At 73.7% G+C, this 26,637-nt stretch carries 22 protein-coding genes; 12 read left to right on the top strand and 10 right to left on the bottom strand.

Translation table 11 applies throughout. The features are described from left to right. The first annotated feature begins 135 nt into the window (after positions 1-135). Positions 136-414 carry a cytochrome c3 family protein gene (locus ANAE109_RS10755; RefSeq protein WP_012096892.1) on the top strand — a complete coding sequence of 93 codons (279 nt, stop codon included), beginning with the start codon at positions 136-138 and terminating at the stop codon, positions 412-414. A 201-nt stretch (positions 415-615) separates the two neighbouring features. Then, positions 616-897, top strand: coding sequence for a cytochrome c3 family protein (locus ANAE109_RS10750; RefSeq protein WP_012096891.1), 282 nt, complete (start codon positions 616-618; stop codon positions 895-897). Between the two features lie 247 nt (positions 898-1,144). On the opposite strand, the gene mutS is transcribed toward ANAE109_RS10750, so the two are convergent. Continuing rightward, positions 1,145-3,793 carry a DNA mismatch repair protein MutS gene (mutS, locus tag ANAE109_RS10745; protein WP_012096890.1) on the bottom strand — a complete coding sequence of 883 codons (2,649 nt, stop codon included), beginning with the start codon at positions 3,791-3,793 and terminating at the stop codon, positions 1,145-1,147. 105 nt (positions 3,794-3,898) lie between these two features. Between mutS and ANAE109_RS10740 the strand changes: the two genes are divergently transcribed. After that, positions 3,899-5,578, top strand: a complete 1,680-nt coding sequence (locus tag ANAE109_RS10740) for an AarF/ABC1/UbiB kinase family protein (RefSeq protein ID WP_012096889.1) — start codon at positions 3,899-3,901, stop codon at positions 5,576-5,578. A 12-nt stretch (positions 5,579-5,590) separates the two neighbouring features. Here the strand turns inward: ANAE109_RS10740 and ANAE109_RS10735 are convergent, their stop codons facing one another. Further along, entirely contained in the window at positions 5,591-6,499 is a 909-nt protein-coding gene (locus tag ANAE109_RS10735) for a hypothetical protein (protein WP_012096888.1), read from the bottom strand. Between the two features lie 114 nt (positions 6,500-6,613). Between ANAE109_RS10735 and lexA the strand changes: the two genes are divergently transcribed. After that, the gene (gene lexA / locus ANAE109_RS10730; RefSeq protein WP_012096887.1) at positions 6,614-7,309 is read left to right on the top strand and encodes a transcriptional repressor LexA; all 696 of its coding nucleotides are present in this window, start codon (positions 6,614-6,616) and stop codon (positions 7,307-7,309) included. 193 nt (positions 7,310-7,502) lie between these two features. Further along, positions 7,503-7,739: a hypothetical protein gene (locus ANAE109_RS10725; protein WP_041448276.1), complete on the top strand. Its 237-nt coding sequence runs from the start codon at positions 7,503-7,505 to the stop codon at positions 7,737-7,739. A 51-nt stretch (positions 7,740-7,790) separates the two neighbouring features. On the opposite strand, the gene ANAE109_RS10720 is transcribed toward ANAE109_RS10725, so the two are convergent. From ANAE109_RS10720 to ANAE109_RS10705, 4 genes are all read right to left on the bottom strand, one after another. Then, positions 7,791-9,107, bottom strand: coding sequence for a type II toxin-antitoxin system RelE/ParE family toxin (locus ANAE109_RS10720; protein WP_012096885.1), 1,317 nt, complete (start codon positions 9,105-9,107; stop codon positions 7,791-7,793). Between the two features lie 8 nt (positions 9,108-9,115). After that, a complete protein-coding gene (locus tag ANAE109_RS10715; protein WP_012096884.1) occupies positions 9,116-10,036 on the bottom strand; it encodes a hypothetical protein in 921 nt (306 codons plus the stop codon). A 5-nt stretch (positions 10,037-10,041) separates the two neighbouring features. After that, a complete protein-coding gene (locus tag ANAE109_RS10710) occupies positions 10,042-10,863 on the bottom strand; it encodes a metallophosphoesterase (RefSeq protein ID WP_041448275.1) in 822 nt (273 codons plus the stop codon). Between the two features lie 66 nt (positions 10,864-10,929). Then, positions 10,930-12,033 carry a PAS domain-containing protein gene (locus tag ANAE109_RS10705; protein WP_012096882.1) on the bottom strand — a complete coding sequence of 368 codons (1,104 nt, stop codon included), beginning with the start codon at positions 12,031-12,033 and terminating at the stop codon, positions 10,930-10,932. Positions 12,034-12,450: 417 nt separating this feature from the next. Between ANAE109_RS10705 and lon the strand changes: the two genes are divergently transcribed. Then, entirely contained in the window at positions 12,451-14,937 is a 2,487-nt protein-coding gene (gene lon / locus ANAE109_RS10695) for an endopeptidase La (RefSeq protein ID WP_012096881.1), read from the top strand. A gap of 168 nt (positions 14,938-15,105) precedes the next feature. Here the strand turns inward: lon and ANAE109_RS10690 are convergent, their stop codons facing one another. Further along, a complete protein-coding gene (locus ANAE109_RS10690; protein ID WP_041448272.1) occupies positions 15,106-15,756 on the bottom strand; it encodes a TetR/AcrR family transcriptional regulator in 651 nt (216 codons plus the stop codon). 123 nt (positions 15,757-15,879) lie between these two features. Here ANAE109_RS10690 and ANAE109_RS10685 point away from each other — a divergent pair, with 123 nt between their 5' ends. The 6 genes from ANAE109_RS10685 to ANAE109_RS10660 all read left to right on the top strand — a co-directional run bounded on the left by ANAE109_RS10685 (position 15,880) and on the right by ANAE109_RS10660 (position 23,560). Further along, positions 15,880-16,872 carry an aldo/keto reductase gene (locus tag ANAE109_RS10685; RefSeq protein ID WP_012096879.1) on the top strand — a complete coding sequence of 331 codons (993 nt, stop codon included), beginning with the start codon at positions 15,880-15,882 and terminating at the stop codon, positions 16,870-16,872. Positions 16,873-17,104: 232 nt separating this feature from the next. Next, positions 17,105-18,160: an NAD(P)-dependent oxidoreductase gene (locus ANAE109_RS10680; protein WP_041448271.1), complete on the top strand. Its 1,056-nt coding sequence runs from the start codon at positions 17,105-17,107 to the stop codon at positions 18,158-18,160. Between the two features lie 261 nt (positions 18,161-18,421). Next, positions 18,422-20,278 carry a serine/threonine-protein kinase gene (locus ANAE109_RS10675; protein WP_143828085.1) on the top strand — a complete coding sequence of 619 codons (1,857 nt, stop codon included), beginning with the start codon at positions 18,422-18,424 and terminating at the stop codon, positions 20,276-20,278. Then, on the top strand, positions 20,275-21,117 hold the full coding sequence (locus ANAE109_RS10670; RefSeq protein WP_012096876.1) for a tol-pal system YbgF family protein: 843 nt from the start codon (positions 20,275-20,277) through the stop codon (positions 21,115-21,117). The genes ANAE109_RS10675 and ANAE109_RS10670 overlap by 4 nt, the downstream gene beginning before the upstream one ends. Before the next feature lie 14 nt (positions 21,118-21,131). Then, positions 21,132-22,952, top strand: a complete 1,821-nt coding sequence (locus tag ANAE109_RS10665) for a sigma-54-dependent Fis family transcriptional regulator (RefSeq protein WP_012096874.1) — start codon at positions 21,132-21,134, stop codon at positions 22,950-22,952. Beyond that, on the top strand, positions 22,949-23,560 hold the full coding sequence (locus tag ANAE109_RS10660; RefSeq protein WP_012096873.1) for a hypothetical protein: 612 nt from the start codon (positions 22,949-22,951) through the stop codon (positions 23,558-23,560). The genes ANAE109_RS10665 and ANAE109_RS10660 overlap by 4 nt, the downstream gene beginning before the upstream one ends. A gap of 45 nt (positions 23,561-23,605) precedes the next feature. Here ANAE109_RS10660 and ANAE109_RS10655 read toward each other — a convergent pair whose 3' ends face one another. The 3 genes from ANAE109_RS10655 to mutL form a co-directional block, all read right to left on the bottom strand. Continuing rightward, positions 23,606-24,133, bottom strand: a complete 528-nt coding sequence (locus ANAE109_RS10655) for a hypothetical protein (RefSeq protein WP_012096872.1) — start codon at positions 24,131-24,133, stop codon at positions 23,606-23,608. Positions 24,134-24,190: 57 nt separating this feature from the next. Continuing rightward, positions 24,191-24,358, bottom strand: a complete 168-nt coding sequence (locus ANAE109_RS25290) for a hypothetical protein (RefSeq protein WP_158305885.1) — start codon at positions 24,356-24,358, stop codon at positions 24,191-24,193. Positions 24,359-24,813: 455 nt separating this feature from the next. Continuing rightward, a complete protein-coding gene (mutL, locus tag ANAE109_RS10650) occupies positions 24,814-26,619 on the bottom strand; it encodes a DNA mismatch repair endonuclease MutL (RefSeq protein WP_012096870.1) in 1,806 nt (601 codons plus the stop codon). Positions 26,620-26,637: the final 18 nt, after the last annotated feature.

Raw genomic sequence — 26,637 nt, 5'->3', positions numbered from 1 at the left:
CTGAGACCCTCTCTCAGTGGAACCCGGTCGTCGACGCACCCGATCGCAATTGTGTCTCGACCCCTGAATATCGAGTAGGCTCCGCCGTCCCTAAGCCGGGCGGGCTGGTCCGCCCCGATCTCAGGAGCACGAAAAGTGACCAAGTACCTCGCTGCGCTGTTCGCCGTCGTGTTCGCCGTCGCCGCCCACGCTGCCGCCCCCACCGCCCCGGTTACGCTCGAGGCGAAGAACGGCAACGTGACCTTCGAGCACTCGAAGCACTCCGCCGTGAAGTGCGAGACCTGCCACGCCACCGCCGAGGGCGGGAAGATCGAGGGCTTCGGCAAGGAGAAGGCTCACGCCACCTGCATCGAGTGCCACAAGAAGGAGGCGAAGGGCCCGTCGAAGTGCGCGGAGTGCCACAAGAAGGCGTAACGCGCTCGACGCGTCGTCCGTAGTGACGGGAGGGGCCGGGACACCGGCCCCTCTGTTTTTGTGCGCGCTCCACCCCGCGCCTGCGGCGCCCCGACGCGCGCCCTCAAACCGCAGCCTCGCGCGATCGCGTCGCTCTACATTGCGGCGTCACGCCGCGGCGGGATTCACCCGCCGTGAATGCGAACACGCGAGGTCAGCAAGATGAAGATCCGAATCGCTTCGCTCGTCGCCGCCGTCCTCTTCGCGGGCGCCGCCATCGCCGCCGACGCGCCGGCCGCCCCGGCCACGCTCGAGGCGAAGAACGGCAACGTCACCTTCAACCACAAGACGCACGCCGCGCTGAAGTGCGAGACCTGCCACGCCAGCGCCGCGGGCGGCAAGCTCGAGCTCGACAAGGAGAAGGGCCACGCCCTCTGCGTCGAGTGCCACAAGAAGGAGGCGAAGGGCCCGGCGAAGTGCGCGGAGTGCCACAAGAAGGCGTAACGCGCGCCGCTCCGAGATCAGCTTAGGGTGGAGGGGCCGGTCTCCCGGCCCCTCTTTTTTTGCCGGCAGCCTGCCTCGGGAGCTGCAAGGCGCACGAGACCGTCCCTCGACTTCGCTCGGGATGACGGGCCCGGGACGGGGAAGCGCAGCGACGCCCGGCGAGGCGTTCGGCCATGTTCCGCTCGTCCCGAGCGTAGGCCCCGCGCCGGGCGGGGTCGAGGGACGCAGGCCCGGGATCGTGCGCCGATCAGCGCAGCTTCGCGCGCCAGGCGGCGAGGAGGTTCAGCGCGTCGAGCGGGCGGAGCGCGTCGATCTCGGTCGCGCGCAGGGCGCTCGCGATCTCCTCGAGCGCCGGGTCCGCCGGGGCCGGCGCGGGCGCGAACAGGCCGAGCTGGCTCTGCGGGTCCGCCCGCCGGGTCTTCCGCCCGCGCGCGAGCGCGGCGTGGCCGCCCTCGTCGACCTCGAGCGCCTCCAGGTTCTTCAGGATCTCGCGCGCCCGCGCGAGCACCTCCGCCGGGAGGCCGGCGAGCTTCGCGACCTCGATGCCGTAGCTCCGCGAGGCGCCGCCCTGCACGAGCTTGCGCAGGAACACCACCCGATCGCCGACCTCGCGCACCGCCACGGTGAGGTTCCTCACCGCCGGCCGCTCGCGCGCGAGGTCCTGCAGCTCGTGGTAGTGGGTGGCGAACAGCGTCCGGCAGCCCACCTGGTCGTGGAGGTGCTCCGCCACCGCCCACGCGATCGAGACGCCGTCGAAGGTCGAGGTGCCGCGCCCGATCTCGTCGAGCACCACCAGCGAGCGGCGCGTCGCGTTGTGGAGGATGGCCGCGGTCTCGGTCATCTCGACCATGAAGGTGGAGCGACCTCGCGCGAGGTCGTCGGACGCGCCCACGCGCGTGAAGATCCGGTCGACGATCCCCACCCGCGCCTTCCGCGCCGGCACGAAGGCCCCCATCTGCGCGAGCAACGTCACGAGCGCCGCCTGCCGCATGACGGTGCTCTTGCCGGCCATGTTGGGCCCGGTGATCACGTGCAGCGCCCCGAGCCGCTCGCACTCGAGCGCCCCCCGGGAGGCGACGAGCACGTCGTTCGGCACGAACCCGGCGGGCCCCTCGGGCAGCACCGCCTCCACCACCGGGTGGCGCCCGTCCACGATCTCGAGCACCTCCGAGCCGTCCACCTCCGGCCGGCAGTAGCCCCGCTCCGCCGCGACGCGCGCGAGCGCGAGCAGCGCGTCCGCGGTGGCGACCGCGTCGGCGGCGGTGCGGATCCGCGGGGCCGCCTCGGCGACCCGCTGGCGGAGCTCCTCGAACAGCCGGCCCTCGACGGCGATGCGCCGCTCCTCGGCCGTGAGCACGGTCTCCTCGAAGCGCTTCAGCTCCGGGGTGACGAACCGCTCGCCGCCGACGGTGGTCTGGCGCCGCTCGTAGTCGGAGGGGACCGCGTGCAGGTTCGCCTTCGTGACCTCGAGGTAGTACCCGAACACCTTGTTGAAGCGGACCTTGAGCGAGCCGATCCCCGTCCGCTCCTTCTCGCGCGCCTCGAGCCGGGCGATGAACCCCTTGCCGTCCTCGGCGACGGCGACGATCTCGTCGAGCTCTGGCGAGAACCCACGCCGGATGATCCCGCCCTCCCGGAGCGTCGCCGGCGGCTCCTCCGCGACGGCGCGATCGAGGTGCGCGGCGAGCTCCTCCAGGCCGCGCGTCCCCTCGCCCGCGTCGCGCAGGAGCGCGGCGGCGCGGCCGCCGAGCAGCTCGGCGAGCGCGGGGAGCGCCAGCAGCGCGCCCGCGAGCGCGCGCAGGTCGCGCGCGTTCCCCTGGCCGAGCACGAGGCGCGACAGGAGCCGCTCCGCGTCGGCGACCGGTCGAAGCGCCGCCGCGAGGTCCTCGCGCGCGACGGAGGCGCCGGCGAGCTCCTCGACCGCGTCGAGCCGGGCGTGGATCGGGGCGAGCTCCGTGAGCGGGTAGCGCAGCCACTCCGCCAGGCGCCGCCCGCCGGGCGCGGTGACGCTCCGATCGAGGAGCGCGAGGAGCGAACCCTTCTTGCGGCCCCCGTTGAGCGTCCGCTCGAGCTCGAGGTTCGTACGGGTCGCCTCGTCGAGGAGGAGCACGTCCTCCGTCCGCAGGCGCGAGACGCGATCCACGTGGCGCGGCGTCGCGCGCTGGGTGTCCGCGAGGTAGGCGAGCGCGGCGGCCGCGGCGGCGAGCCCGAGCGGCTCCCCGCCCACCCCGAAGCCGTCGAGGCTCGCCACGCCCAGGTGGCGGCGGAGCCGATCGTCGGCGCGCTCGTAGTCCGCGGCCGGCCGCCGCGCGGCGGGGACGCCCACCGCCCGCTCGATCCGCTCCGCGCGCGCGGCGTCCGCGCCGAGCGGCAGCACGAGCTCGCGCACCCCGGCGCGCCGCAGCTCGTCGACGGCGCGGGCGTCGTCGGGCACCTCGCCGCACTGGAGCTGGCCGGTGGAGGCGTCGAGGAGCGCGAGCCCCGCGCGGCCCTCCGCCAGCGCGACCACGCCGAGGTAGCTCGCCTCCCGCGGATCGAGCACTTGGTCGTCGAACACCATGCCCGGGGTCACGACGCGCGTGACCTCGCGCTTCACGATCGCCGACTTCCCGGGCTCCTCGACCTGATCGCAGATGGCGACCTTGAACCCCTTCTCGAGCAGGCGGGCGACGTAGCCGCGGGCGGCGTGGTGGGGCACGCCGCACATCGGCACCTTGTCGTCGCCCTTGGCGCGCGCCGTCAGCGTGATCTGCAGCGCCTCGGACGCGGTGAGCGCGTCCTCGAAGAAGAGCTCGTAGAAGTCGCCCAGCCGGAAGAACAGCAGCGCGTCGGGGTACCTCGCCTTCGTCTCGAGGTACTGCCGCATCATCGGCGTGGGCTGGGCGATCTCCGGCATCGGGCCGTGGGGTTCTACCACGCCGCGCCCACCCCGCGCCCCGCGCGCGGACCCGCACGCCGCGTGGCGGGCCCGGGATCGCGGTGCTACAGTCCGCCCCGTCGCATGCTCGAGCGCACCCTCCAGGATCTCAACCGGCTCCGCCAGATCGCCTACGCGGTCGCGCGGCACGGCTTCGGCTCCTACCTCGAGAAGACGCGGCTCCGCGACGTGCTCGGGCGCGACGCCCCGCCGGTGGAGGGCGCGCCGCCGCCGCCGCCCGATCACAAGACCGCCGCGCGGTTCCGGCAGCTCCTCGCCGAGCTGGGGCCGACGTTCACGAAGCTGGGCCAGCTCCTCTCGACCCGCCCGGACGTGCTCCCGTCGCACTGGATCGACGAGCTCGAGGCGCTGCAGGACGACTGCCCTCCCCTGCCGATCGCCGAGGTCCTGCACCAGATCGAGCGCGGCCTGGGCCACCCCGTCGAGGAGCTGTTCGCGTCGCTCGACGAGGTGCCGCTCGCGAGCGCGTCCATCGCCCAGGTCCACCGCGCCGTGACGCACGCGGGCGAGCCCGTCGTCGTGAAGGTGCAGCGCCCCCGGATCCGCGAGCAGATCGAGTCCGACCTCGCCCTCCTCCACTACCTCGCGCGGCTGCTCGAGGCGGTGATCGAGGAGACCGGCATCTACACGCCCACCGACATCATCGAGGAGTTCGATCGGACCGTTCACGAGGAGCTCGACTTCGGCAACGAGGCGCGGAACGCGCGGGAGATGCGGGACGCGGCGGTGGGGCGCAAGGTCGTCGTCATCCCCCGCGTCCACGCGGAGCTCTCCTCCCCGACCATCCTCACCCTCGACTACGTCGAGGGGACCAAGATCTCGGACGTCCGCCCCGAGAACGGGCACGACCTCGAGCAGGTCGCGAAGAACGTGATCGAGACGTCCTTCCGGCAGCTCTTCGAGGACGGGCTCTTCCACGGCGATCCTCACCCGGGGAACATCCTCGTCCTCCCGGACGACCGGATCGCCCTGCTCGACTTCGGCCTCGTGGGCCGGCTCACGCGGGCGCAGCAGGAGGCGCTCGTCACGCTCATCGTGGCGGTCGCGCTGCGCGATCCGGACACCGTCGCCCGGCTCCTCAACCGGATCGGCGTCCCGGACTCGCACACCCCCATCGCCGACTTCCGCGAGGACATCCGCGCGATCCTGGACCGCTACCTGGGCCTCAAGCTCGACGAGATCCGCAGCGCGACCCTGCTCCGGGACCTGCTCGATCTCGCCATCCGCCACCGGATCCGGATCCCGAAGGAGTACGCCGTCCTGGCGAAGGCCTCGATCACCATCGAGGGGATCATCCGGCGGATCTACCCGAAGCTCGACGTGCTCGAGGTGGGGCTGCCGTACGCCAAGGAGCTCCTGCTCTCGCGCTTCAACCCCTCCGACGCCTCCGGCATGCTCATGAAGTCCCTGCTCAAGCTGCAGGGGCTCGCCGAGGACGTGCCGAGTCAGCTCAGCCAGATCCTCGTCGATCTCGAGGGCGGCAAGTTCCGCGTGAACGTGGCGGGCGAGGCGATGGACCGCATCGGAGGGCACGTCCGCGCGCTCGGCGTCATGGTCTTCCTCGGGCTCCTCGCCGCGGGGCTGACGGTGGGCGGGCTGGTGGTGCTGGCGAGCCGCTCCGCGCCGGTCCTCGGCTGGCTGGCGCTGGGCAGCGCCGTGGTCCTCTCCGCGCTCGCGGCGGCGTACCACGCGGCGAGCCAGCGGCTGCGGAAGATCTCCCTGCGCCAGCTGCTGCAGCGCTGAGGCCCCAGGACGTCAGCGGCCGGGCGCGTCGGCGCAGGACAGCGCGGCCAGGGTCCCGAGCCAGGCGAGGTCGACGGCGGCCGCGATCGCCGCCCCCGCGACGGCGAGCATGAGGTTCGGCCCGAGGAGCACGGCGGCGGGCGCCCCGCGCGCGAACCCGGTCGCGATCCCTCCGAACGCCTCCACCGCCGCGGGCGCGACGGCCGCCACGACTCCGAAGATCATCGCCGCGAGGACGAACGTGCCCGGGCGCGCGAGGAACCGCCGCGCCGCGGCGGCGAAGGCCGCGCCCGGCCCCTCCAGCAGGACCGCCGCGCGCGCCACCGCGGCCTCCGCGATCACGGCGAGCGCGAGCGGGACCGCCACGGCGAGCGTGAGCGCGCCCGCGACGGCCGCCGCGAGCGTCGCCGAGGCGCGCCCGCCCGCGGCGTGGACGGTGATCCACAGCGACGCCAGCGCGAGCGTGAAGGCGAAGAGGGACGCCGAGAGATCGACGAGGAACCCGAGGAGCGCGGTGCCGAGCACGCGAGGCGTCCCGAAGGCGACGCCGGCGGCGAAGCGCGGCGCGCCGACCGGCCCGGCCGCGGCCCCGCCCAGCGTCGGCAGGGCGCCCGCGAGCCACACGACGCGCAGCGCGGCGCCGAGCAGCACCCCTGCGAGCCACAGCCCCCCGACGAGCCCGAGGAACCTGGGGGAGCCGAGGACGGCGAGCGCGCCGCCGATGGCGGCGCCCGGGTCGAGCGGTCGCTCCGAGAAGGCGAGGAGCGCCCCGCGCGCGACGAGGGTCCAGGCGACGACGATGGCGGGCCACGTCAGCGCTCGCCGGGCGAGGGCGACGAGGAGCCCCGGCGCGAGCAGCCACGGCTCGCGGCGGAAGGCGGAGAGGCCGAGGCCCAGGGCGGCACCGAAGGACGGGGGCACGCGCGGACCGTAGCCTCGCCGCGCCGCGCGGGCAACCGCGGAACCACGGCGTCTTTCTTGCCTTCTGAACGCCAGGACAGTATACCGACGTTCAGTCCAGCTCCTGGAGGATCGATGGACGCGCTCACGGACCGGCAGCTCGAGGTGCTCCGCTTCATCGCACGGCAGATCGAGGACAACGGCTACCCCCCGACCATCCGCGAGATCGGGGAGGCGCTCGACATCCGCTCGACGAACGGCGTGAACGACCACCTGAAGGCGCTCGAGCGCAAGGGCTTCCTCACCCGTGATCCCGTGAAGTCGCGCGCCCTCATCCCCACGCCCCAGGCGCGCGAGGTCCTCGGCGGCGGCGCGCGCGCCTCCAACGTCGTCCCGTTCACGCGGACGCCCGCCGTGGGGCTGAAGCCGGCGGGGCGGCTCGTCGAGATCCCCATCCTCGGCCGCGTCGCCGCCGGTCAGCCGATCCTGGCGCAGGAGCGCGTCGAGGACACCGTGCAGGTGGACTCCTTCCTGCTCGGCACGAACAAGAAGGTGTACGGCCTGCGCGTGCAGGGCGACTCGATGATCGGCGACGGGATCCTCCCCGGCGACTACATCTTCGTGAAGAAGCAGCTCCACGCCGAGGACGGCGACATCGTGGTCGCCATGATCGACGAGGAGGCCACGGTGAAGCGGGTCTACTTCGAGGGGGACCGCGTCCGCTTCCAGCCCTCGAACCCGCGCATGGCGCCCATCTACGTCCGCGGGTCCGACTTCCGCACCACCATGATCCTGGGCGTCGTCGTGGGCGTCTACCGCAAGCTCGGCTGAGCGCCAGCCGGGCGCCTCGCCCCTCCGCGGGCTGATTCACTGTTCGTTTACGTGCCCGGGCACGCCGACCCCCTGCGCGTGCGGAGCCCACGTGGTTCGCGGGGCTCGGCTTACCTCGCCCTACCTCTGCCCCTATCTTGCGCTGTGTCCGGACCGGACCCGGCCGGAGCGATTACTCGGGAGGGAGGCGAGGATGGCGAAGGCGAATCCCAGGCTCGACGCGGCGCGGCAGACGTATCGGGAGGCCCTCGAGGCCGCCCGGGCGACCCCGTCCGCGGAGGCGTGGGCCCGGCTGCTCGCAGCGGGGAAGGAGCTGTCGGCGGCCGAGACGCCGCCGCCTCGGAGCCGCCGTGGCCGCCGGCCAGCTGCGGGACCGGGCGAACCGAACGGCCTCGGGGTCGAGATTCAGAACCTCGAGGGCGCCGAGTAGGCGCCGCGGGATGCGCGGCGCGCGGGCCCCTGCGGGAGCGCGCGCTGCGCGTCACGCCCGCGTCTTGGCCTGGCGCACGTAGCGATCGAGATCCTCCCGGTCGATGAGGGAGAGCACCTCGATCGCGTTCTGTCTCTCCCCACGGCGGTACAGGAGCCGAACGTCGGTCGCGACGCGCACCCGGTAATAGCCCGGGAGCCCCTCGAGCGGCAGCGCGCGCAGGCTGGGGTGCCGGTGGTCCTGCGCGAGCAGGTACGCCTGCTTGAACGCGGCCCGCTGGACCCGGCGATCCCACCCCTCCAGCGAGTCATAGAACTCTCGCGTGAACATCGGCATGAGCCACGACGCGGGCGCGTCCTCGGGCTCGTCCGCCTCCACGGCCGCCGGCTGAGCGGCCGGGCCGCGCTCGGTCTCCGCCCGCCGGGCCTCGCGCAGCGCCGCCTCGAGCTCGCGCTCGCGCTCCTCCTGGCGCGCGAGCCGCGACTCGGCCGCCACCGCGCGCACCTCGAGCTCGCGCGCGGCGGCGCGGGCGCGCTGCGCCTCCGCGGCGGCGTCGGTGGCCCGCAGGGCCGCGGCCTCGGCCTCGGCCCGCTCGCGCGCCCGCTGCGCCGCCTCCGCCGACTCGCGCGCGCGCGCGGCGTCGTCCACCGCCTGGGCGGCGCGGGCGCGCGCGTCCTTGAGCCAGGCCTGCAGCTTGTCGCGCTGCTCCTCGGACTTCTTGCGCCCCGACTCGACGCGGGCCCGCGCCTCCGCGAGCTCCTTCTCCAGCGCGGCCAGCCGGGCGGCGAGATCGGGCCCCTGCTCGCGCGGCGCGGCCTTGGCCTCCCCGCGCGCGCCGTCCCCGGGGCCCGGCCCGTAGTACTCCTTCACGAGCTCGTCGAGCAGCGGGGTGGCCCGCGCCCGCACCTCCGCCGCCGGATCGGCGAGGACGCGCCAGAGCGCGAGGGTGAGGCCGTGGTCCGACGCGCCGACGGTGAGGAGGTCGTCCGCCGTCCGCGCGTCGAGGGGGACGGCGACGAGCGGCGGCGCCCCGAACGCCTTGCGGAGCGCGTCGAGCGCGTGGGCGCGGGTGGCCGGGCGGGCCCGGATCTCGTCGGCGAGGACGTCGCTGCGCTCCACGTCCGAGAGCCCCTCGGTGCGGAAGCCCGGCACCGACAGGCCGAGCGCCTTCACGAGGGCGCGGGTCTCCTCCGGCAGGAGCGCGGCGTAGAGGAACACCGAGAGCGCGTCCCGCGACAGCTCCTCGAGCGGCGCGTCGCCTCCGGGATCCGGCAGCGCGGGCGTCTCGACGCGCGCGGCCGCGCGCTTGCGCGCCGGGCCGCCGCCCTTCCCCTTCCCCTTCCCTCCCGCCTTCCGCGTCGTCGCCACCCCGGGCCTCACTGCAGGGCCGCCGCCGCCTCGCGCACCTCCGCCTGGAACACCGCGCCCGGCGGGAGCTTCCAGCCGTCCGGGACGGGGAGCTGCGCCAGGAACGTGGCCGGCCGCACGGCGCCGCTCGCGCCGCGGACGTCGGCCTGGATCTCGAGGCGGACCTCGGTGGCCTCGCGCGGGAAGAGCTCCACGTACCAGGTGCCGAACAGCACGCCGGGCGGGAAGTCGTCCGCGAAGCGCTCCGGGTCGGCGAGCTTCTGGTACGGCTCTCCGCCGCCGCTCATCTCGCCGTAGGGCTTGCCGTCCGCGCCGATGAAGTGGAAGGCGAGCCGCTTGAACGAGACCGGGACCACGCTGCGCACCACCGTGGTGCGCTCCCCGCCCTTCTCCCGCTCGAGGAAGCGCGGCGCGCCCCACAGCGCGAAGTCGATCCGGAGGCCCGGCGCCCCGCCCTCGGGCGGCGAGCCGGTCTCCACCGCGACGAGATCGAGCCGCAGCCCCTCGGCGATCATCGACTGCACCGGCGCGTACCGTCCCTCGCGCAGCAGCGCGAGGCGGCCGTCGGCGAAGCGCTGGAAGTCCTCGAGCTGCGCGCGCGCGCCGGCGTCGAGCTTGCTCTTGCGATCCGAGGCGGCCGCCTCCACCGCGTTCGGGCGCACGGGCTCGCCGGGGTGACGGTTCCGGATCGCCTGCAGCTCGTCGAAGTACCAGCGGGAGAGCGCCGCGATCTCGTCGCGCCACTCCGGCAGCCGATCCGAGGGGATGGTCCGCGCCGCGCCCGCCCGCTCGGAGAAGTCGCGCTTCAGCCGGGCGCGCTCGAGCTGCGCCTCGTACGCGTCGCCGCGCTCGCGCGCGCTCGACGTGAGGAAGACCATGGCGAGCACGGCGAGCCCGACCGGCACCGCGACGAGGAAGAGCTTCTTCATGGGGTTCACTCCGATCCGGAGACGAGCGCCTCGACGCTCCGGACGCCGGTGCGATCGAGCTCGTACACGTAAGCGCGCGCGCGGCGGACCGGCTCGTCCGCCACGCGCGAGGCGGAGCCCGCGCAGAGGACCGGCGTCGCGCCGGCGGCGCCGGGCAGATCGACCCGGAAGGCGGTGTGGCGATGGCCGTGCAGCACGGCGGCGACGGGGAGCTCGGCGACGAGCCGGACCACCTGATCGGCGTCGGCGAGCGGCATCCTCGCGACGTGCGCGTCCGACGGGACGCGCTCCGGGGGCAGGACGAGGTGATGGTGCAGGGCGAGCACGACCGCCCGCCCGAGCTTCGCGTGCTCGCGCACGATCTCGCGCGCGGCCCGGAGCTGATCGCTCCCGAGCCGGCCGGGGGTCGTCCACGGGTCCTCGCCCCAGCGGGCGCTGTCCAGCGCCACGAGGACCGCCTCCTCGCCGAGCGGCACCACGTGCGGATAGCTGGGGGCGGCCTTCTTCATCCCGAGGCCGTCGGGGCCGAGCGCGCGGAGGAAGCGGGCCGTCTCGACCGACTCCTCGGTCCACAGATCGTGATTGCCGGGCACGACCGTGAGCTTGCGCGCCTCCGCGAACGGCCGGAGCAGATCGGCGACCCGCTCGAACTCCCGCGGCTCCGCGGAGAAGGTCACGTCACCGGTGACGACGAGGTGGTCGACGCCGACCTCGCGCAGGGCATCGAGCAGCCCCTTCGCGAGCCGGGCGGAGTGCCGCTCGCAGTCGCGCGCCGAGAAGCCGTTGCGCGGGTAGCGGCTCCGGTCGGAGACGTGGAGATCGCTGATGTGGCCGAGCCGGACGATGCAGCCTCCCGTGGAAGCCTCGGGATGCTATCGCAGCCTGGGCGGACGTCAAACCGGAGGTGCGTGCGGGTGGGCGGCCTCGGCAGCGCGCGGCAGGAGGATGCGCAGCATCCGCCCTCGCCCCGGCACCGCCTCGTCCTCCACCCGGCCGCCGTGCGGCGCGACGAGCGCGCGCGCGACCGCCGCCGCGTCGCCGTCGTCGCCGCCTGCGCCGCCCGCGATCTCGACGACCGCCGACGCCCCGCGCCTGCCGACGTGGACCGCGATCTCCGCGCCGCGGCCCGCGCCCGCGCCGGCCGCGCGCAGCGCCTCGCGGATCGCGGCCCGCAGCGGGCGATCCTCGGCGAGCGCGACGGCCGGCTCGATCGCGCTGCGGACGCGCACGCCTGCCGGCGGCGACCAGGCGGCGAGCAGATCGGACACGAGCGGCGCGAGATCGACCGCGCGCGGCGCGCTCGCGGCCTTCTCCGCCGCGCCGTGCAGCTCCCCCACGCGGCGCGCGGCCTCGTCGAGCGCCTCGTCGAGGAGCGTGAGCTGCTCCGCCGCGCGCGGGGGGAGCGGCGGCGCCAGGAGGCGCAGGTAGGAGGCGGCCGTCGCGGCGCGCGCCACGGGCCCCCTCACGCTCGCGGCGGCCCCGGCGAGCACCTCGCCGAGACGCGCCGGCTCGGGGAGGGACGGCGCCCTCGCGGGCAACGGCGGCGGCGCCGCGCGCGGAGGCTCGGCGCGCAGCACGACCACCTCCACCGGCGGCGTCCCGGTCACCCGCACGATGGCCGCGTGCGCGCGGACGCCGGTGCGGAGGGAGACCGTGCCTTGCGTGGCGTGCGCGCGCGCGAGCCCCTGGCGAAGCGCCGCCAGCGCCTCCGAGATCACGGCGACGTCCTTCCCGACGAGCGGCGCCACGTCGGAGCCGGCGAGCCGCAGCGCCGCGCCGTTCGCGCGCGCGACGCGGCCGTCGCGCCCGAGCACGATCACCGCGTCCCCGAAGCACTCGAACGCGCCCGCGAGAACGCGCTCGACCGGAGCGCTGAGCCCCGCCCGGCGCCGCGCGGAGATCAGCCGCCACGCGCCGACCGCGGCGACGCCGAGGGCGACGCCGGCCAGGAGCACGAGCGCATGCGCACCGGGCGACACGCCGCCCAAGGTGTTCACCTGCTTGCCTACGCGGTAGCAGTCCTTATGCAGAGATCATGACCCGCATGCATGCATGGTCCCCCGCGGAGGGACCCGAAGCGGCACCGCAGCAGATTCCGCACCGCTCCGGGTACGTCTCCGGCTCCGGCGACGACTCGCGCACGCCAGGCTCCGGCCTGTGGGCGCCCTCGAGCGGCCCGGTGCGCACCGATCCGGGCGGTCCCGGGGGCGAGCCGGACGGCCGAACCGTCCCGCGTCCCGGGAGAACCGCCCTGAACGAGGACTGACGCATCGGCGGGACCGCCCGCAGGGTGCGGCTGCTACCGCCACCGCCGCCCCTCGCACCCGTAACGCCTGACAGGTCAAACGCTTTTCATTGATATCCGCGGCTCACGCGGGTATCCCATTCGCTCCGTATCGGCCAAGGAGACGGCGATGTCTGAGAAGGAGAAGAAGGGCGCAGCCGGAGCGCAGGTCGCCCCGGCGATGGGGCCCCCGGGTCTCATCGCCAAGGAGGACATCCCGCAGGTCCTGCCCATCCTGCCGCTGCGGAACTCCGTCTTCTTCCCGGGTGGCGTGCTCCCCCTCGCCGTCGGGCGGCAGAAGACCATCGCGCTCATCAAGGACGCGGTGCGCGACGAGCAGGTCATCGGCGTCGTGACGCAGCGGCGCGCCGAGGAGGAGGATCCCGGCGCGGCCGACCTGTACTCCGTCGGGACCGTCGCGCGGGTGGTCAAGCTGCTGAAGATGGGCGAGGACAACTACTCGCTCGTCGTGCAGGGGCTCGCGCGGTTCAAGGTCCTCGAGCTCGTGCAGGAGAGCCCGTACCTCAAGGCGCGCGTCGATCCGGTCGAGGACAAGAGCATCACCGACGACGTCGAGGTCGAGGCGCTCGCCATCAACCTGAAGAAGCTCGCCCGCGAGGTCATCGAGCTCATGCCCGAGCTCCCCGCCGCGGCGACCGAGCTCGTCGAGTCGATCACGCACCCGGGCCACCTCGCCGACCTCATCGCGGCCAACGTGGACGTCCCCATCGAGGAGAAGCAGCAGGTCCTCGAGACGACGGACCTCAAGTCCCGGATGAAGCTCGTCCTCGAGCTCCTGAACCGGAAGCGCGAGATCCTCAAGCTGTCGAACAAGATCGACTCCGCCGTGAAGGGCGAGATGTCGAAGACGCAGCGCGAGTACTACCTGCGCCAGCAGCTCAAGGCGATCAAGGAGGAGCTCGGCGAGCTCGGCGAGGAGGAGGAGGAGCTCGACGAGCTGCAGGAGCGGCTCAAGAAGGCCGGGCTACCGCCCGAGGTCGAGAAGGTCGCGCAGAAGGAGCTCAACCGGCTGAAGTCGATCCCCACGGCGAGCTCCGAGTACACGGTCGCGCGCACCTACCTCGACTGGATCGCGGACCTGCCCTGGTCGAAGAAGAGCGACGACAACCTCGACATCGAGAACGCGCGGCAGATCCTCGACGCCGATCACTACGGCCTCGACAAGATCAAGAAGCGCATCCTCGAGTACCTCGCGGTGCGCAAGCTGAAGAACGACATGCGCGGGCCGATCCTGTGCTTCGTGGGCCCGCCCGGCGTCGGCAAGACGTCGCTCGGCCAGTCCATCGCGCGCTCCATCGGCCGCAAGTTCGTGCGCCTGTCCCTCGGCGGCGTGCGCGACGAGGCCGAGATCCGCGGGCACCGCCGCACGTACGTGGGCGCCCTCCCCGGCCGGATCATCCAGTCGATGAAGAAGGCGGGGACGGTGAACCCCGTCATGATGCTGGACGAGATCGACAAGCTCGGCGCGGACTTCCGCGGCGATCCGTCGGCGGCGCTGCTCGAGGTGCTCGATCCCGAGCAGAACCACTCGTTCTCGGATCACTACCTCGATCTCGCCTACGATCTCTCGAAGGTGATGTTCATCGGGACGGCGAACCTGCTCGATCCGATCCCCGGCCCGCTCAAGGACCGCATGGAGATCCTCGAGCTGCCCGGCTACACGTTCGAGGAGAAGGTCCACATCGCGCAGAACCACCTCATCCCGAAGCAGCTCAGGGAGCACGGGCTGTCGGCGGACGCGATCGCCATCACCGAGAAGGCGCTCATCAAGATCATCATGGCGTACACGCGCGAGGCCGGCGTCCGGAACCTCGAGCGGCGCATCGCCGACGTGTGCCGCGCGGTCGCGGTCGAGGTCGCGAGCGGGAAGCTCCAGGCGGGGGGGAAGCGCGCCATCGAGGACTCCGACGTCGAGTCGATGCTCGGGCCCGAGAAGTTCTACAACGAGACCGCCGAGCGCACGGAGATCCCGGGCGTCGCGACCGGGCTCGCGTGGACCGCGGCGGGCGGCGACATCCTCTTCATCGAGGCGACCAAGATGACCGGCAAGGGGTCGCTGACCCTCACCGGCCAGCTCGGCGACGTGATGAAGGAGTCCGCCCAGGCGGCGCTCTCGTACCTGCGCTCGAAGGCCGACAACCTGGGGATCCCGTCCAACTTCCTCGAGCGGACCGACATCCACATCCACTTCCCGGCCGGCTCCATCCCGAAGGACGGCCCGAGCGCGGGCGTCACCATCCTCACGGCGCTCGTGTCGCTCCTCACCGGGAACCGCGTCCGCTCCGACGTCGCGATGACCGGCGAGGTGACGCTGCGCGGGCTCGTGCTGCCCGTCGGCGGCATCAAGGAGAAGGTGCTCGCCGCGCACCGCGCGGGCATCAAGCGGATCATCATCCCGGCTCGCAACGAGCGCGATCTCGTCGACGTGCCCGAGCAGGCGCGCAAGGAGCTGGAGTTCGTCTTCGCGGCCCACATGGACGAGGTCCTCAAGGCCGCGCTCGAGGAGGACCCCATCGGGCGCCCGGCGCCGGGGACCCCGGAGCCGGAGGGCGAGAAGAAGTCCGCGGCCAAGAAGGCCGAGGAGATCAGGGCGTAGGACGCCGAAAAGCCGCACGCCACGGCACCGGGCGCGCCGCGCCCGGTGCCGTGGCGAGGTGAGCGAGACGTGTTCGGCGCCGGCTCGCGGACCGGGCTCGGCCGCGCGGCGTCGGCGCGTTCTTCGAAGGCGCCGCTGGAGCCACCGTCGGCAGCGCGCGCCGGCGCATCAACCCGGAGGTCGCTTCCCCTTCGCTGGGAGCTCCGCCCCGCGTGCGCCGTAGCGCAGCCCGTCGATGAGCAGGTCGACCATCTGGCGACTGTGATGAGGTCCGACGTCGGCGCCTGAGAGGCAGAGGTTCGCGACGGCCCGCAGCAGCTCGTACGGCGCGATGTCGGGGCGGACCCGTCCCGCGGCCACCGCGGCGTCCAGCAGCGCCTGGAGGGCCGGCTCGAGGTGCTCCCGGAAATACGCCGGCAGCGCCTCGAACACCGGAACTCCGGAGTGGTAGGCCGCCGCGAGCCCGCGCTTGGTGGCGATGAAGCTCGTGTATCGATGGAGCCACCGCGCCAGCGCCTCGCCCGGCTCGAGCTCGCGCGCCAGGGCGGAGGCGGCAGCCGCGCACGCATCGACCTCGCGACGGTACACGGCCGCGACCAGGTCGGAGCGTTGCGGGAAGTGACGATAGACGGTGGCGACGCCCACCCCTGCCCGTGCGGCGATCTCACGCACGGGCGCGTCGACTCCCGAGGCAGCGAAGGCAGCCTTGGCTGCTTCGAGCAACGCATCGAGGTTGCGCTGAGCGTCGGCGCGCACGGTGCGCGCCAGAGGGGCCTGCTCCTTCTCCTTGGGCCTTGCTGCCTTCCTGGATCGCCGCACGTCGTCCCTTCCTCGGTCGAATCCTGCCCGCACGGACGCCGCTTGACAACCGGAACAGTGGTCCGTATCTCTCACGAATACCGGAACCGTGTTCCGGATAGATCGAAAAGGGAAGAGGGAGCCATGACCGATCCTGACCGCAGGAGACGACTCGGAGACGCGGGCCCATCGGTGTTTCCTGTCGCCCTCGGCTGCATGGGGATGTCTGGGGCGTACGGACCGTCGGACGACACCGAGAGCATCGCGACCATCCGAGAGGCCATCGAGCGCGGCGTGACGCTGATCGACACGGGCGACTTCTACGCCATGGGGCACAATGAGCTGCTCGTTCGGCGCGCCCTCGAGGGGCGACGCGACAAGGTGCAGCTCTCGGTGAAGTTCGGCGCCCTGCGCGGACCGGATGGCGCCGCGCTGGGCTTCGACGCGCGCCCTGCGTCCGTGAAGAGCTTCGCCGCTTACAGCTTGAGGCGGCTCGGCACCGACGTCATCGACGTGTATCGGCCCGCCCGGCTCGACCCCGGCGTGCCCATCGAGGAGACCGTGGGCGCGATCGCCGAGCTGGTGAAGGCCGGCTACGTGCGCCACGTCGGGCTCTCCGAGGTGGGGGTCGAGACCATCCGGCGCGCGGCGAAGGTGCATCCCATCGTCGACCTGCAGATCGAGTACGCCATCGTCACGCGAGGGCCGGAGGAGGCCATCTTCCCCGCGCTCGCGGAGCTCGGGATCGGCGCGACGCTCTTCGGCGTCCTGTCTCGCGGGCTGTTGACGGGGAGCACGGTCGCCGGCAAGGGCAACGTCCGCGGGCACTTCCCTCGTTTCAGCGGCGAGGCCGGCGAGCGGAATGGAGCGGCCGTCGCGCGGTTCCATGCGTTCGCTGTCGAGCGCGGGATGACACCCGCGCAGCTCTCGGTGGCGTGGGTGCTGGCGAAGCAACCCACGTTCGTTCCCGTGGTCGGCGCGCGCACGCGCAAGCAGCTGCGCGACGTGCTCGGTGCGCTCGACAAGCCCCTGTCGCCAGCCGACGTCGCCGCTGCGGAGGCGGTCCTACCGAAGGATGCGATCGCGGGCACACGCTACCCCGCCGAGCAGATGAAGCACCTCGACAGCGAGCGCTGAGGCGTTGCCCCCCGCCAAGACCGACGGGAGCCAAGGGCTCAAAGGCGATCGCCTTCCAGAGCCCGCGGCGTCTACGCTTGCCCCGCCGGGAAAGGCTCGGCGCCCCGGGGCGTACCCGTCGGGTCTCGTGGCCCCCCGGGAACGCCTCCCCGGGTCGAGCGCGGCGGTGCCCCGGCGGGCTCGCCGCGCCCGGCGGCTGTTCCCGGAGCCCCCGCGGCCGTACACTCGCCGCGTGGAGCGCTTCGCGATCCTGACAGGCTCTCCCGGCGCGATCCCCGATGCCGTCGCCGCGGCGCTGGGGCGCGCGGGCCTCTCCGTCCGGCACGCGCCGATCGCGCCCGACGGCCGCCCGCGCCTGGAGATCGACGCGCGCGGCGCGGAGGCGGTCGTCCACCTGGGCGTGCGCACGCCGCGGGATCTCGACGAGCGCTCCCGGGCGCGGATCGAGGCGGCCGCGGCGGGCGCGGTCGCGGCGCTCGCGCGCGAGGCCGGCGCCCGCCGGCTCGTGCACGTCTCGACCGCCGCGGTCTACGGGACGCCGCGAAACCTGCCCTGTCGCGAGGGCGAGCTCAAGGCGCCGCGCACCGCGCTCGAGCGCATCCGGTGGCGCGCGGAGCAGGCGAGCTGGGCGGAGTTCCGCCGGGGCGCGCCGCTCACCGTGCTGCGCCCGACCATCCTGTACGGCCCCGGCCTCACCGGCGGCCCCGTCCGCGCCCTCACCTTCTTCGCGCTGCTGGGAGGCCGGCAGCGGATCCCGATCATCCGGCGCGGCCCGGTCGCGCACCTCGTGCACGTCGAGGACCTCGCCCGCGCGGTCGTGCACGTCGTGCAGCACCCGGACGACCGCGACGTCGTGGGGCGCGCCTTCAACGTGGGAGACGAGGCCCCGCTGCCGCTCGCGGAGCACCTCGCGGTCGCGCTGGCGGCGCTGGGGTTCACGCCGGGGCGCGTCCTCCCGACGCTGCCCCGCCTCACCGCCGCGCTCCTCTGGCTCGTGCGGCACGTGCCGGATCGGGCGCTCCTCGGCCCCGTCAACGGCCGGCTCGAGCGCGCCTGGCGCCGGCTCGCGGCGCGGACGGGCGCGACGGAGGCGCGCGCGCCTCGCGTCGAGCGAGAGGCCATCCACTGGATGAGCGCCGACCACTATTACGACACGAGCCGCCTCGCGGCGCTCGGCTTCCAGGCCCTCCACCCCCTCTCCACCGAGGCCATCCCCGAGACCATCCGGGCGCTCGCCGCCGGGAGGTTCCTGCCGAGCTCCCGCCCAGGGGCTCTCCCCGCCTGGTAGCGGGCGGCCGGCGGCCCCTCGGTCGCGCGCGTGCCCAGCGCACATGATGGCTGAGGCGCGGCATCCGTGTCATAGTGCACCGCCCGATCCGGCCCCCGCCGTCGCGATCCGGAGCGGAGCCGCGGCAGGAGCGTCGCGGGTGTGCGGTGATGCGTGGCGGCACGTGATGACCCAACCGAGCGCGAGGCGTTCGAGGGCGGGAGCGCGGTGATCCGCAGGCTCGGCCGATACGAGCTGCTCGAGCAGGTCGGGAGCGGGGGCATGGCCGTCGTGTACCGCGGCCGCGATACCGCCCTCGACCGCGAGGTAGCGGTCAAGCTGCTGCACCCGCACCTCGCCTCCGCGCCGGAGTCGCGCGCCCGCTTCTCGCGGGAGGCGCGGGCCGTCGCGCGCCTCTCCCACCCCGGGATCGTGGAGATCTACGACTACTCGGGCGACGGGGCGGCGGACAGCTACCTCGTCACCGAGTACGTGCGCGGGCGGACCCTGCGCGCCTTCGCGGCGGAGGTGGGGTTCGGGTTCCCCGAGCTCTCCGCGCTCGTCGGGCGCGCGCTCGTGGACGCCCTCGTCCACGCGCACTCCGCCGGCGTGATCCACCGCGATCTCAAGCCCGAGAACGTCCTCGTCCACGAGGGCGAGCGGCCCGCCGTGAAGCTCGCGGACTTCGGGATCGCCCGCATCCTCGCGTCGGACGAGCGCATGACGATGACCGGCGCCCTCGTCGGGTCGCCGCACCACATGGCGCCGGAGATCGTCGAGGGGCGCGAGGCGGACGCGCGCAGCGACCTGTTCTCGCTCGGCACCATCCTGTACTGGCTGGCCACCGGGAAGCTGCCCTTCGCCGCGTCGAACCCCACCGCGATCCTCCGGCGCGTCCTCGAGGCCGACTTCGAGGATCCGCGCGCGGCGGACCCGCGCGTCCCCGACGGGCTCGCCGAGCTGATCCTGCGCTGCCTCTCGCTCGCCCCCGAGAAGCGCCCCGCCAGCGCCGCGGAGGTGCGCGACGCGCTCGACCGGCTCCTCGCGGAGAGCGGCCTGGCGCGGCCGGAGGAAGAGCTCGTCGCGTTCCTGCGCGATCCCGCCGCCTTCAAGGCCTCGTTCCCGCCGAGGGCGGTGGCCGCGCTGACGGAGCGCGGGGACGCGGTGCTCGCCGGGGGCTCCCCGGCCCGCGCGCTCGGCTTCTACTCCCGCGTCCTCGCGATAGACCCCGGCAACGCGGAGATCCCCGCGAAGCTCGCCCGCCTCTCCCGGCGGCGCCGCCTGAGGCGGACCGCTGCGTTCTCGAGCGCGGGTGTGGCCCTCGCCGCGGGGATCGCCGCCGTCATCGCGCTCGCGCCGCGCCCGGCCGTCGCGCCGCCCGCGGGGGCTCCGCCGGCCCGGCCCCCGGCCGCCGAGGCGCGCGCGCCGAGTGGCGCCCCGACCCCCGAGGCTCCGGGGGCCGACGCCGCGCCAGAGGCCCCCGAGCCCTCCATCGATCCGCCCGCCGCGAAGACCCAGGAGCGCTCCGCGCCGGCTCCGCGCGGCGCGCGCCCGGGCGGACCGGGGGCCCCGCGCGAGGGCTCCGCCCCGCCTCGCCCGCCGGCGACGCTCACCGTGCACGTCCGTCCATACGCCCAGCGCGCGCTGCTCGACGGCGTCGAGGTGGCGCGCGGCGAGCAGCTGGTGCGGTTCTCGCTGGCGCCCGGCCGGCCGCACGTCATCCAGCTCGATCACGCCTGCTGCGCGCCGTTCGTGCGGGAGATCACGGCAGAGGAGGCGCAGCGCGTCGGCGAGCTGCGCGTCCCGCTCGTGCCGCGCCCCGCCCGCCTGCGCGTGGAGGGCGACCCGGCGACGCGCGTGTACGTGGACGGCAAGCTCGTCGGCACGGCCGGCGAGTCGCAGCGGACGGCGTTCGCCATCCCCGTGCCCGGCGGCGCGGAGAGCCCCTACGAGGCGCCCGCCCGGATCGGGCTCGAGATCGCGGGCGCGGCGGCGCGCGACGTCCAGGTGAAGCTCCGGGCCGGCGGCGAGGTGGTCGTGGCCGCGCCGGCGTCGGCGCCGGCGCCGGCGCCGGTCCCGGCGCCCGGCGCCGCGCGGCCCGCCGCCGCCAGCACCCAGCCAGGAGACGCCCGCCCGTGATCCCGCTCCTGCTCGCGCTCGCGCTGACGGCTCCGCCTGAGCTGAAGCGCGCCAAGGACCGGTTCGAGTTCGGCGCGTACGCCGACGCGGCCGGCACCCTGCGCCGCTACCTCGCCACGAGCCCGCCGCTCACGGAGGAGCAGGCCATCGACGCCTACCGGATGCTGGGGATCTCCGAGTTCCAGCTCGGCGATCAGGCCCAGGCGCGGGCGGCGTTCGTGAACCTCCTCTCCCACGACCCGGACTACGCGCTCGATCCGTTCCTCGTCCCGCCGCCGATCGTCGAGTTCTTCGATCGGGTGAAGCGCGAGCACGAGCCGGCGCTCGCGCCCTTGCGGGAGCGGCGTCGCGCCCTGCGCGAGCAGGAACGCCTCGCCGACGAGGCGAAGCGCCGGCTGCTCGCGGAGGAGCGCGCGCGCACCGGGCCTCCGACCAAGGTCGTGCGCGTGCAGGAGCGGCTCTACCTGTTCAACTGGATGCCGCTCGGCGCGGGGCAGTTCCAGAACGGCGATCGCGCGAAGGGGACCGCCATCGCGGCGGGCCAGATCGTGGCCGGCCTCGTGAACCTCGGGGCGATCGTCTTCCACAACCAGCTCGCCGAGGACCGGACCCGGACCTGCATCTCCGGCCAGCCGGGCTGCTCGAGCCCGCCGTACTCCGACTCGGACCGGGAGCTGCTCGGCCGCGTCGACGCGGTGAAGTACGTCTCCGCGGGGCTGTTCTGGGCGCTGTACGCGTACGGCGTGTGGGATGCCCACCAGCACTACGTGCCGATCGTCGAGACGGAGGTCGCCCCGGGAGGCGGCGGCGGCTCGATCTCGCTCGAGTGGGCGTTCTAGCCCAGAGGCCAGACGTGGCGACGCTCATCGTGAAGAGCCCCGACGGCGTGGAGCGCGAGATCGCGCTCGTGAAGCGGATCACCAGCATCGGGCGGGACGCGGAGAACGACGTCGCCGTGCCGGATCCGACCATGCCCGGCACCGCCGTCCACATCCACTGGGACGGGCGCGACTACAACGCGGCCGCCCACGACGCCGCCGACATGACCGTGAACGGGAAGCGCCGCTCGACCTGGCGGCTCGGACCGGGGGATCGCATCCGCGTGGCGGGGACGGAGCTCTCCTTCGATCCCGCCCCGCGCCCGGTCCCCACCGTTCGGCCGAGCGCCGGCCAGCGGCTCCTCGCCCTCGAGACGCTGGTCCGCTTCTCCGAGCGGCTCCTCGGGGCGAACGACCTGGCGCGGCTCCTGGACGAGCTCATCGACGCGCTCCTCGAGGTCACCCACGCCGACAAGGGGTTCCTCATCCTGCTCGAGGACGGCGAGATGAACGTCCGGGCGGCGCGCAACGTGGGCCGCGAGACCATCGAGGGCGCGGTCGCGCGGGTCTCGGACTCCATCATCCAGCGCGTGATCGACACCCGCCGCCCCATCGTCGTCGCCGACGCGCTGCACGACCGGGAGTGGTCGGGCTCGACCTCGGTCGTGAACCTGAAGCTCTGCTCGGTGATGTGCGCCCCCCTCATGCAGAAGGGGGAGGTCTGCGGCGTCATCTACCTCGGCAACGACAGCGTCGTGTCGCTCTTCGACGATCGGTCGCTCGAGGCGCTCACCGTGTTCGCCGCGCAGGCGTCGCTCCTCGTCCAGAACGCCATGCTGCTCGACTCGCTGCGGCGGGAGAACGTCGCGCTGAAGGAGGCGGTGAGCTCGAAGCACTACGGCGAGCTCATCGGCTCGGGCGCCTCGATGCGCGAGGTGTACCGGCGCATCGAGAAGGTGGCCGGCACGGACATCAGCGTCCTCGTCTCCGGCGAGACCGGCACCGGGAAGGAGGTCGTCGCCCGCGAGATCCACCGCCGAAGCACCCGCGCGAGCGGCCCGTTCGTCGCGGTCAACTGCGGCGCCATCCCGGAGGCGCTGCTCGAGTCGGAGCTGTTCGGGCACGTGCGCGGGGCCTTCACGGGGGCCGTCGCGACCCGTCCCGGCAAGTTCCAGGCGGCGCACGGCGGCACGCTCTTCCTCGACGAGGTGGGCGAGATGCCCGCCGCGCTCCAGGTCAAGCTGCTGCGCGCGCTGCAGGAGCGATCGGTCACCAAGATCGGTGACACGCGGCCCGAGCCCGTGGACCTGCGGATCCTGGCCGCGACGAACAAGGTGCTCGAGGACGAGATCCGCAAGGGGACCTTCCGGGAGGACCTCTACTACCGCCTGAACGTGGTCTCGATCGTGCTGCCGCCGCTGCGCGAGCGGGGGGAGGATCTCCTCGTGCTCGCGAAGTACTTCCTCCAGAAGTACGCCAAGGACTTCGGGGCGAAGGTGCGCGGGTTCACGCCGAGCGCCGTCGTGGCCATACGCAAGTACGCCTGGCCCGGCAACATCCGCGAGCTCGAGAACCGCGTGAAGAAGGCGGTCGTGCTCGCCGACAGGGCGCTGGTGTCGGCGGAGGATCTCGACCTGCACCCCGAGATCCTCGAGCCCATCCTCCCGCTGATCCAGGCGAAGGAGGAGTTCCAGAAGCGCTACATCAACGAGGTGCTCGAGCGGAACCAGGGGAACCGCACCAAGACGGCGAAGGATCTCGGCGTGGACCCGCGGACGATCTTCCGGCACCTCGAGAAGCTCGAGGCGGAGCGGCGCGGCCAGAAGCTCCCGCCCGACGAGGAGGACGACGCGTGAGAGGCGATCTCCGCGCCTGGGCGCTCCTGGCGGCGCCGCTCGGGGCGCTCCTCGTCGGCTGCCCGCTGCCGCAGCCGCTGCCCGACTATCCCGAGGGGCAACCCGTCACGCCGCCGCGCGTCGTGGTGAACGACACCTTCCGCACCGTGCCGTTCCCGGAGACCGTGGTGCGCGTCCCCGCCGGCTGCCCCGAGGCGCCGCTCTACGCGCTGCGCGCGACCCTGCGCGACGCGAACACCATCGAGCCCATCGTCGCGCGCTGGTTCGTGAACTACGACCTCGCGGCCCGGCCGACGGTGACGCCGCAGTTCGCCGAGGATCTCCTCGGGGCCGGCGACGACAGCTTCGACCGGGAGACGCGCTCCTTCGAGTTCCCGCCCTATCAGTACGCCTCCGTCGCCGGCAGCGGCGCGAGCGGCACCGCGGGGGCGCTCCACGTCGTCGAGCTCGTGGTGTCGAACGGCTTCGATCCCAACTTCGACACGCCGACGGCCGAGCTCCCCTACCGCCAGCCCAAGCTGGGCTTCGAGGTGCAGGTCTACCGGTGGCTGTTCCTCACCGTGACGCCGTCGGCGGACGTCGCTTGCCCGAAGCCGCCCGCCGGGTGATCGAAGGATCGAGCCCACGAGCGGGGGGCGGAGCCGCCGTGGGGATCAACGCCGCTCCGGTGGACGGGCGAGCGCCTCGCGCGCCTCGCGCAGCGAGGCCGCCGCGCGATGGGCGAGGTTCGCCTCCTCCTGCGCGAAGCGGTTCACCTGCGCGCCGTACGCCCGGTGGAGCTCCAGCACCGCCTCCCTCGCGCGGGCGAGCTCCGCGCGGCCACCGAAGCCCTGCGGGTCCGGATCCGCTGCGTCCAGCCTGCAGCGGTCGGCCAGATCGTCCACGCGCTGCTCCCACTCGCGCGCCCACACCTGCCAGCGCTGGACCGCGTCCTTCTCGCCGATGTCGTCGGCGAGCCGCCAGGCCCGCTCGTTCTGCTCGGCGTGGAGCGCCTCGAGCTCGGTCACGCAGACGCGGAGGGCGGCGCGGGTCGGGAGCGCACCCGTCGCCGGGGGGCGGTGCGGTCCACGCAGGTTACGCACGACGCTCGTCACCACGACCGCGAGGGCGAGCGCGATGACGCCGAAGTACAGCAGCCAGAGCGCCGTACGGTATTTGCTGTAGCGAGGGTCCCTCGACACGCGCCGGACTGTGCCAAACGGCCGACGCCGCGTCGAGTGTTCAGCGCGCGGGCGGGCTCAACGGCGCTCCGCCAGCACCTCGAGGAACGTGCAGGGGCGACCGCTCAGCATCGCCCGCAGACAGCGGACGTAGAAGGCAGGTCCGAAGAGCCGGACGATCGTCACGGAGTGGAGGAGCACGTCCCGGCTGGTGATGGCGCCCTGCACGACGGATCGGGACTGCATCGGCGGTGCCGATCCGCGCTCGCCCGGGGAATTGGAAGAACATTCAGGATCTGGGCGGAATCCGGCGAGCGCGGAGAGCCGGCCAGGCAAGCGGTGACGTGAACTTTGCCATCCTCCCGGTGTTGCTTTTACAGTCTCCCCAGAAGGGTCTGCCCATCCCTTCAAACCTGCAACCACACCTTTCAGAGCTGAAATCCGAGCAGCGCCTGGCCTACGCCGTCGCTTCTCAACCCCCTGAATTCGTTCCCGTCCGATCCGCAACCCGGACGGCACGTCGATTGAAGAGTCAATCGATCAGGAAGTCACGCTGCTCTCGGTAACCCCCCCATACCGCGAGACAGCGCTTTCCCGTCTGGGAGCTCTCGGCGCGGTCGCTCGCCTCTTCGCTCGTGCAACTCGAGACCGCGCCGAGAGCTACCTTTCTTGCGGCGGACGATCGACGCCGCGACGAGCTTTCATCGACGCCCTACCCGCCGCTCGAGCTCCGCCAGCGGCAGCTCGAAGACGACGGGGCGGCCGTGCGGGCAGCGCGCCTTGAAGTCGATCGCGTCGAGGCCGTCGAGCAGCGCGCGGGCCTCCTCTGGCGCGACCTCCTGGTTCGCCCGCACCGCCGCGTGACAGGCCATCGTGGCGAGCAGATCGTGCAGCGCCTCGTCGACCGCCGTGCCGCTGCCCACCAGCTCGAGCTGAGCTGACAGGTCGAGCAGCAGCGCCTCGAGATCCACTCCGGCGAGCGCCGCGGGCGCGCCCTTCACGGCGAAGCTGTCGCCGCCGAACGGCTCCACGTCGAACCCGAGGCGGGCGAGCTCCGGCAGGCCGCCCTCCAGCGCGCGCGCCACGGCCGGCGGCAGGGTCACGACCTGCGGGAGGAGGAACGGCTGCACGGGGAGCTTGCGCGTACGGAAAACCTCGCGCAGGCGCTGGAACAGCAGCCGCTCATGGCTCGCGTGCTGGTCGATCACGACGAGCGTCCCTCCCTGCGCCTCGCACAGCAGATACGTGCGCGCGTGCTGCCCGACGTAGCGCAGGGAGGCGAAGTACCCGGCGGGCCGCGCCAGCCCCGCCTCGTCCGGGATCGCGAACGCGAACGTGCCGCTCGCGCCGGGCACGGGCGACGGAGGCGGAACGAGCGCGCCGCTGCCCTCGGGGGCGTGGGCCTCGCGCGCCCAGGCGAGCACTGCGGCGGTCTCGTCGCTCCCCGCGCCGCCCGGCGGCGTCAGGGCGACCGGACCCGGCGGGGCACTCCCCCCGGCGCGGCCGTGCGCCAGCCAGGGCGCCGTGCGGAGCGTCCCCGCGATCGCGTGGAAGAGCGCGTCGTACACCTCGCGGGCCTCGGCGAAGCGCACCTCCAGCTTCTGCGGGTGGACGTTCACGTCCACCCGATCGAGCGGCAGCTCCACGAACAGCACGCCCGCCGGGTGCCGTCCGGGCGGGAGCGTCCCGGCGAACGCGCGGAGCACCGCGTGCGCGGCCCCGCGGTCCCGAACGTAGCGGCCGTTCACGAACAGGTAGAGGGCACGCCCCGTCGCCTCCGAATGATCGGGAGAGCAGACGAGGCCGCGCACGCGGACGTTCCCGCGCCCGGCGTCGACCGGGACGAGGTGCCGGTGCGCGTCGCGCCCGAGCGCCTGCGCCGCGCGGTCTGCGGCCGCGGCGCCGGCCCGCGAACCGAGGACGAGGCGCCCCGCGGACCGCAGCGTGAACCCCACGTCGGGCCGCGCGAGCGCGAGCCGGACGACCGCCTCCGTCACGTGCCCCGACTCCGTCGCCGCGGCGCGCATGAACTTGCGCCTGGCCGGCGTGTTGAAGAACAGGTCGCGGACCTCGATGGTCGTACCGCGCGGGCGCGCCACGGGCCCGGACGACGGCCGCCCGCCGCCCTCGACCTCCACCCGCGTGCCCGCCCCGTCCTCGGCCGGCGCCGTGTCGAGCCGGAAGCGCGCCACCGAGGCGATCGCGGGGAGCGCCTCCCCCCGGAAGCCCATTGTGGCGATGGCCGCGAGCCCCTCGGCGTCGCGCAGCTTCGACGTCGCGTGGCGCTCCAGGGCGAGCTGGGCGTCGTCGGCGCTCATCCCGCAGCCGTCGTCCGCGACCCGCACGAGCGCGAGCCCGCCCTCCTCCACGTCGATCGACACGGACGTGGCGCCCGCGTCGAGCGCGTTCTCGACGAGCTCCTTCACGACGGAGGCGGGGCGCTCGACCACCTCGCCCGCGGCGATCTGGTTCACGAGCCCGGGGGGCAGGACCTGGATGCGCGGCACGGCGCTGTCGTATCACAG

The sequence above is a fragment of the Anaeromyxobacter sp. Fw109-5 genome (assembly GCF_000017505.1).
Classification (GTDB): domain Bacteria; phylum Myxococcota; class Myxococcia; order Myxococcales; family Anaeromyxobacteraceae; genus Anaeromyxobacter.
This window is presented reverse-complemented; position numbering and strand designations above follow the sequence as displayed.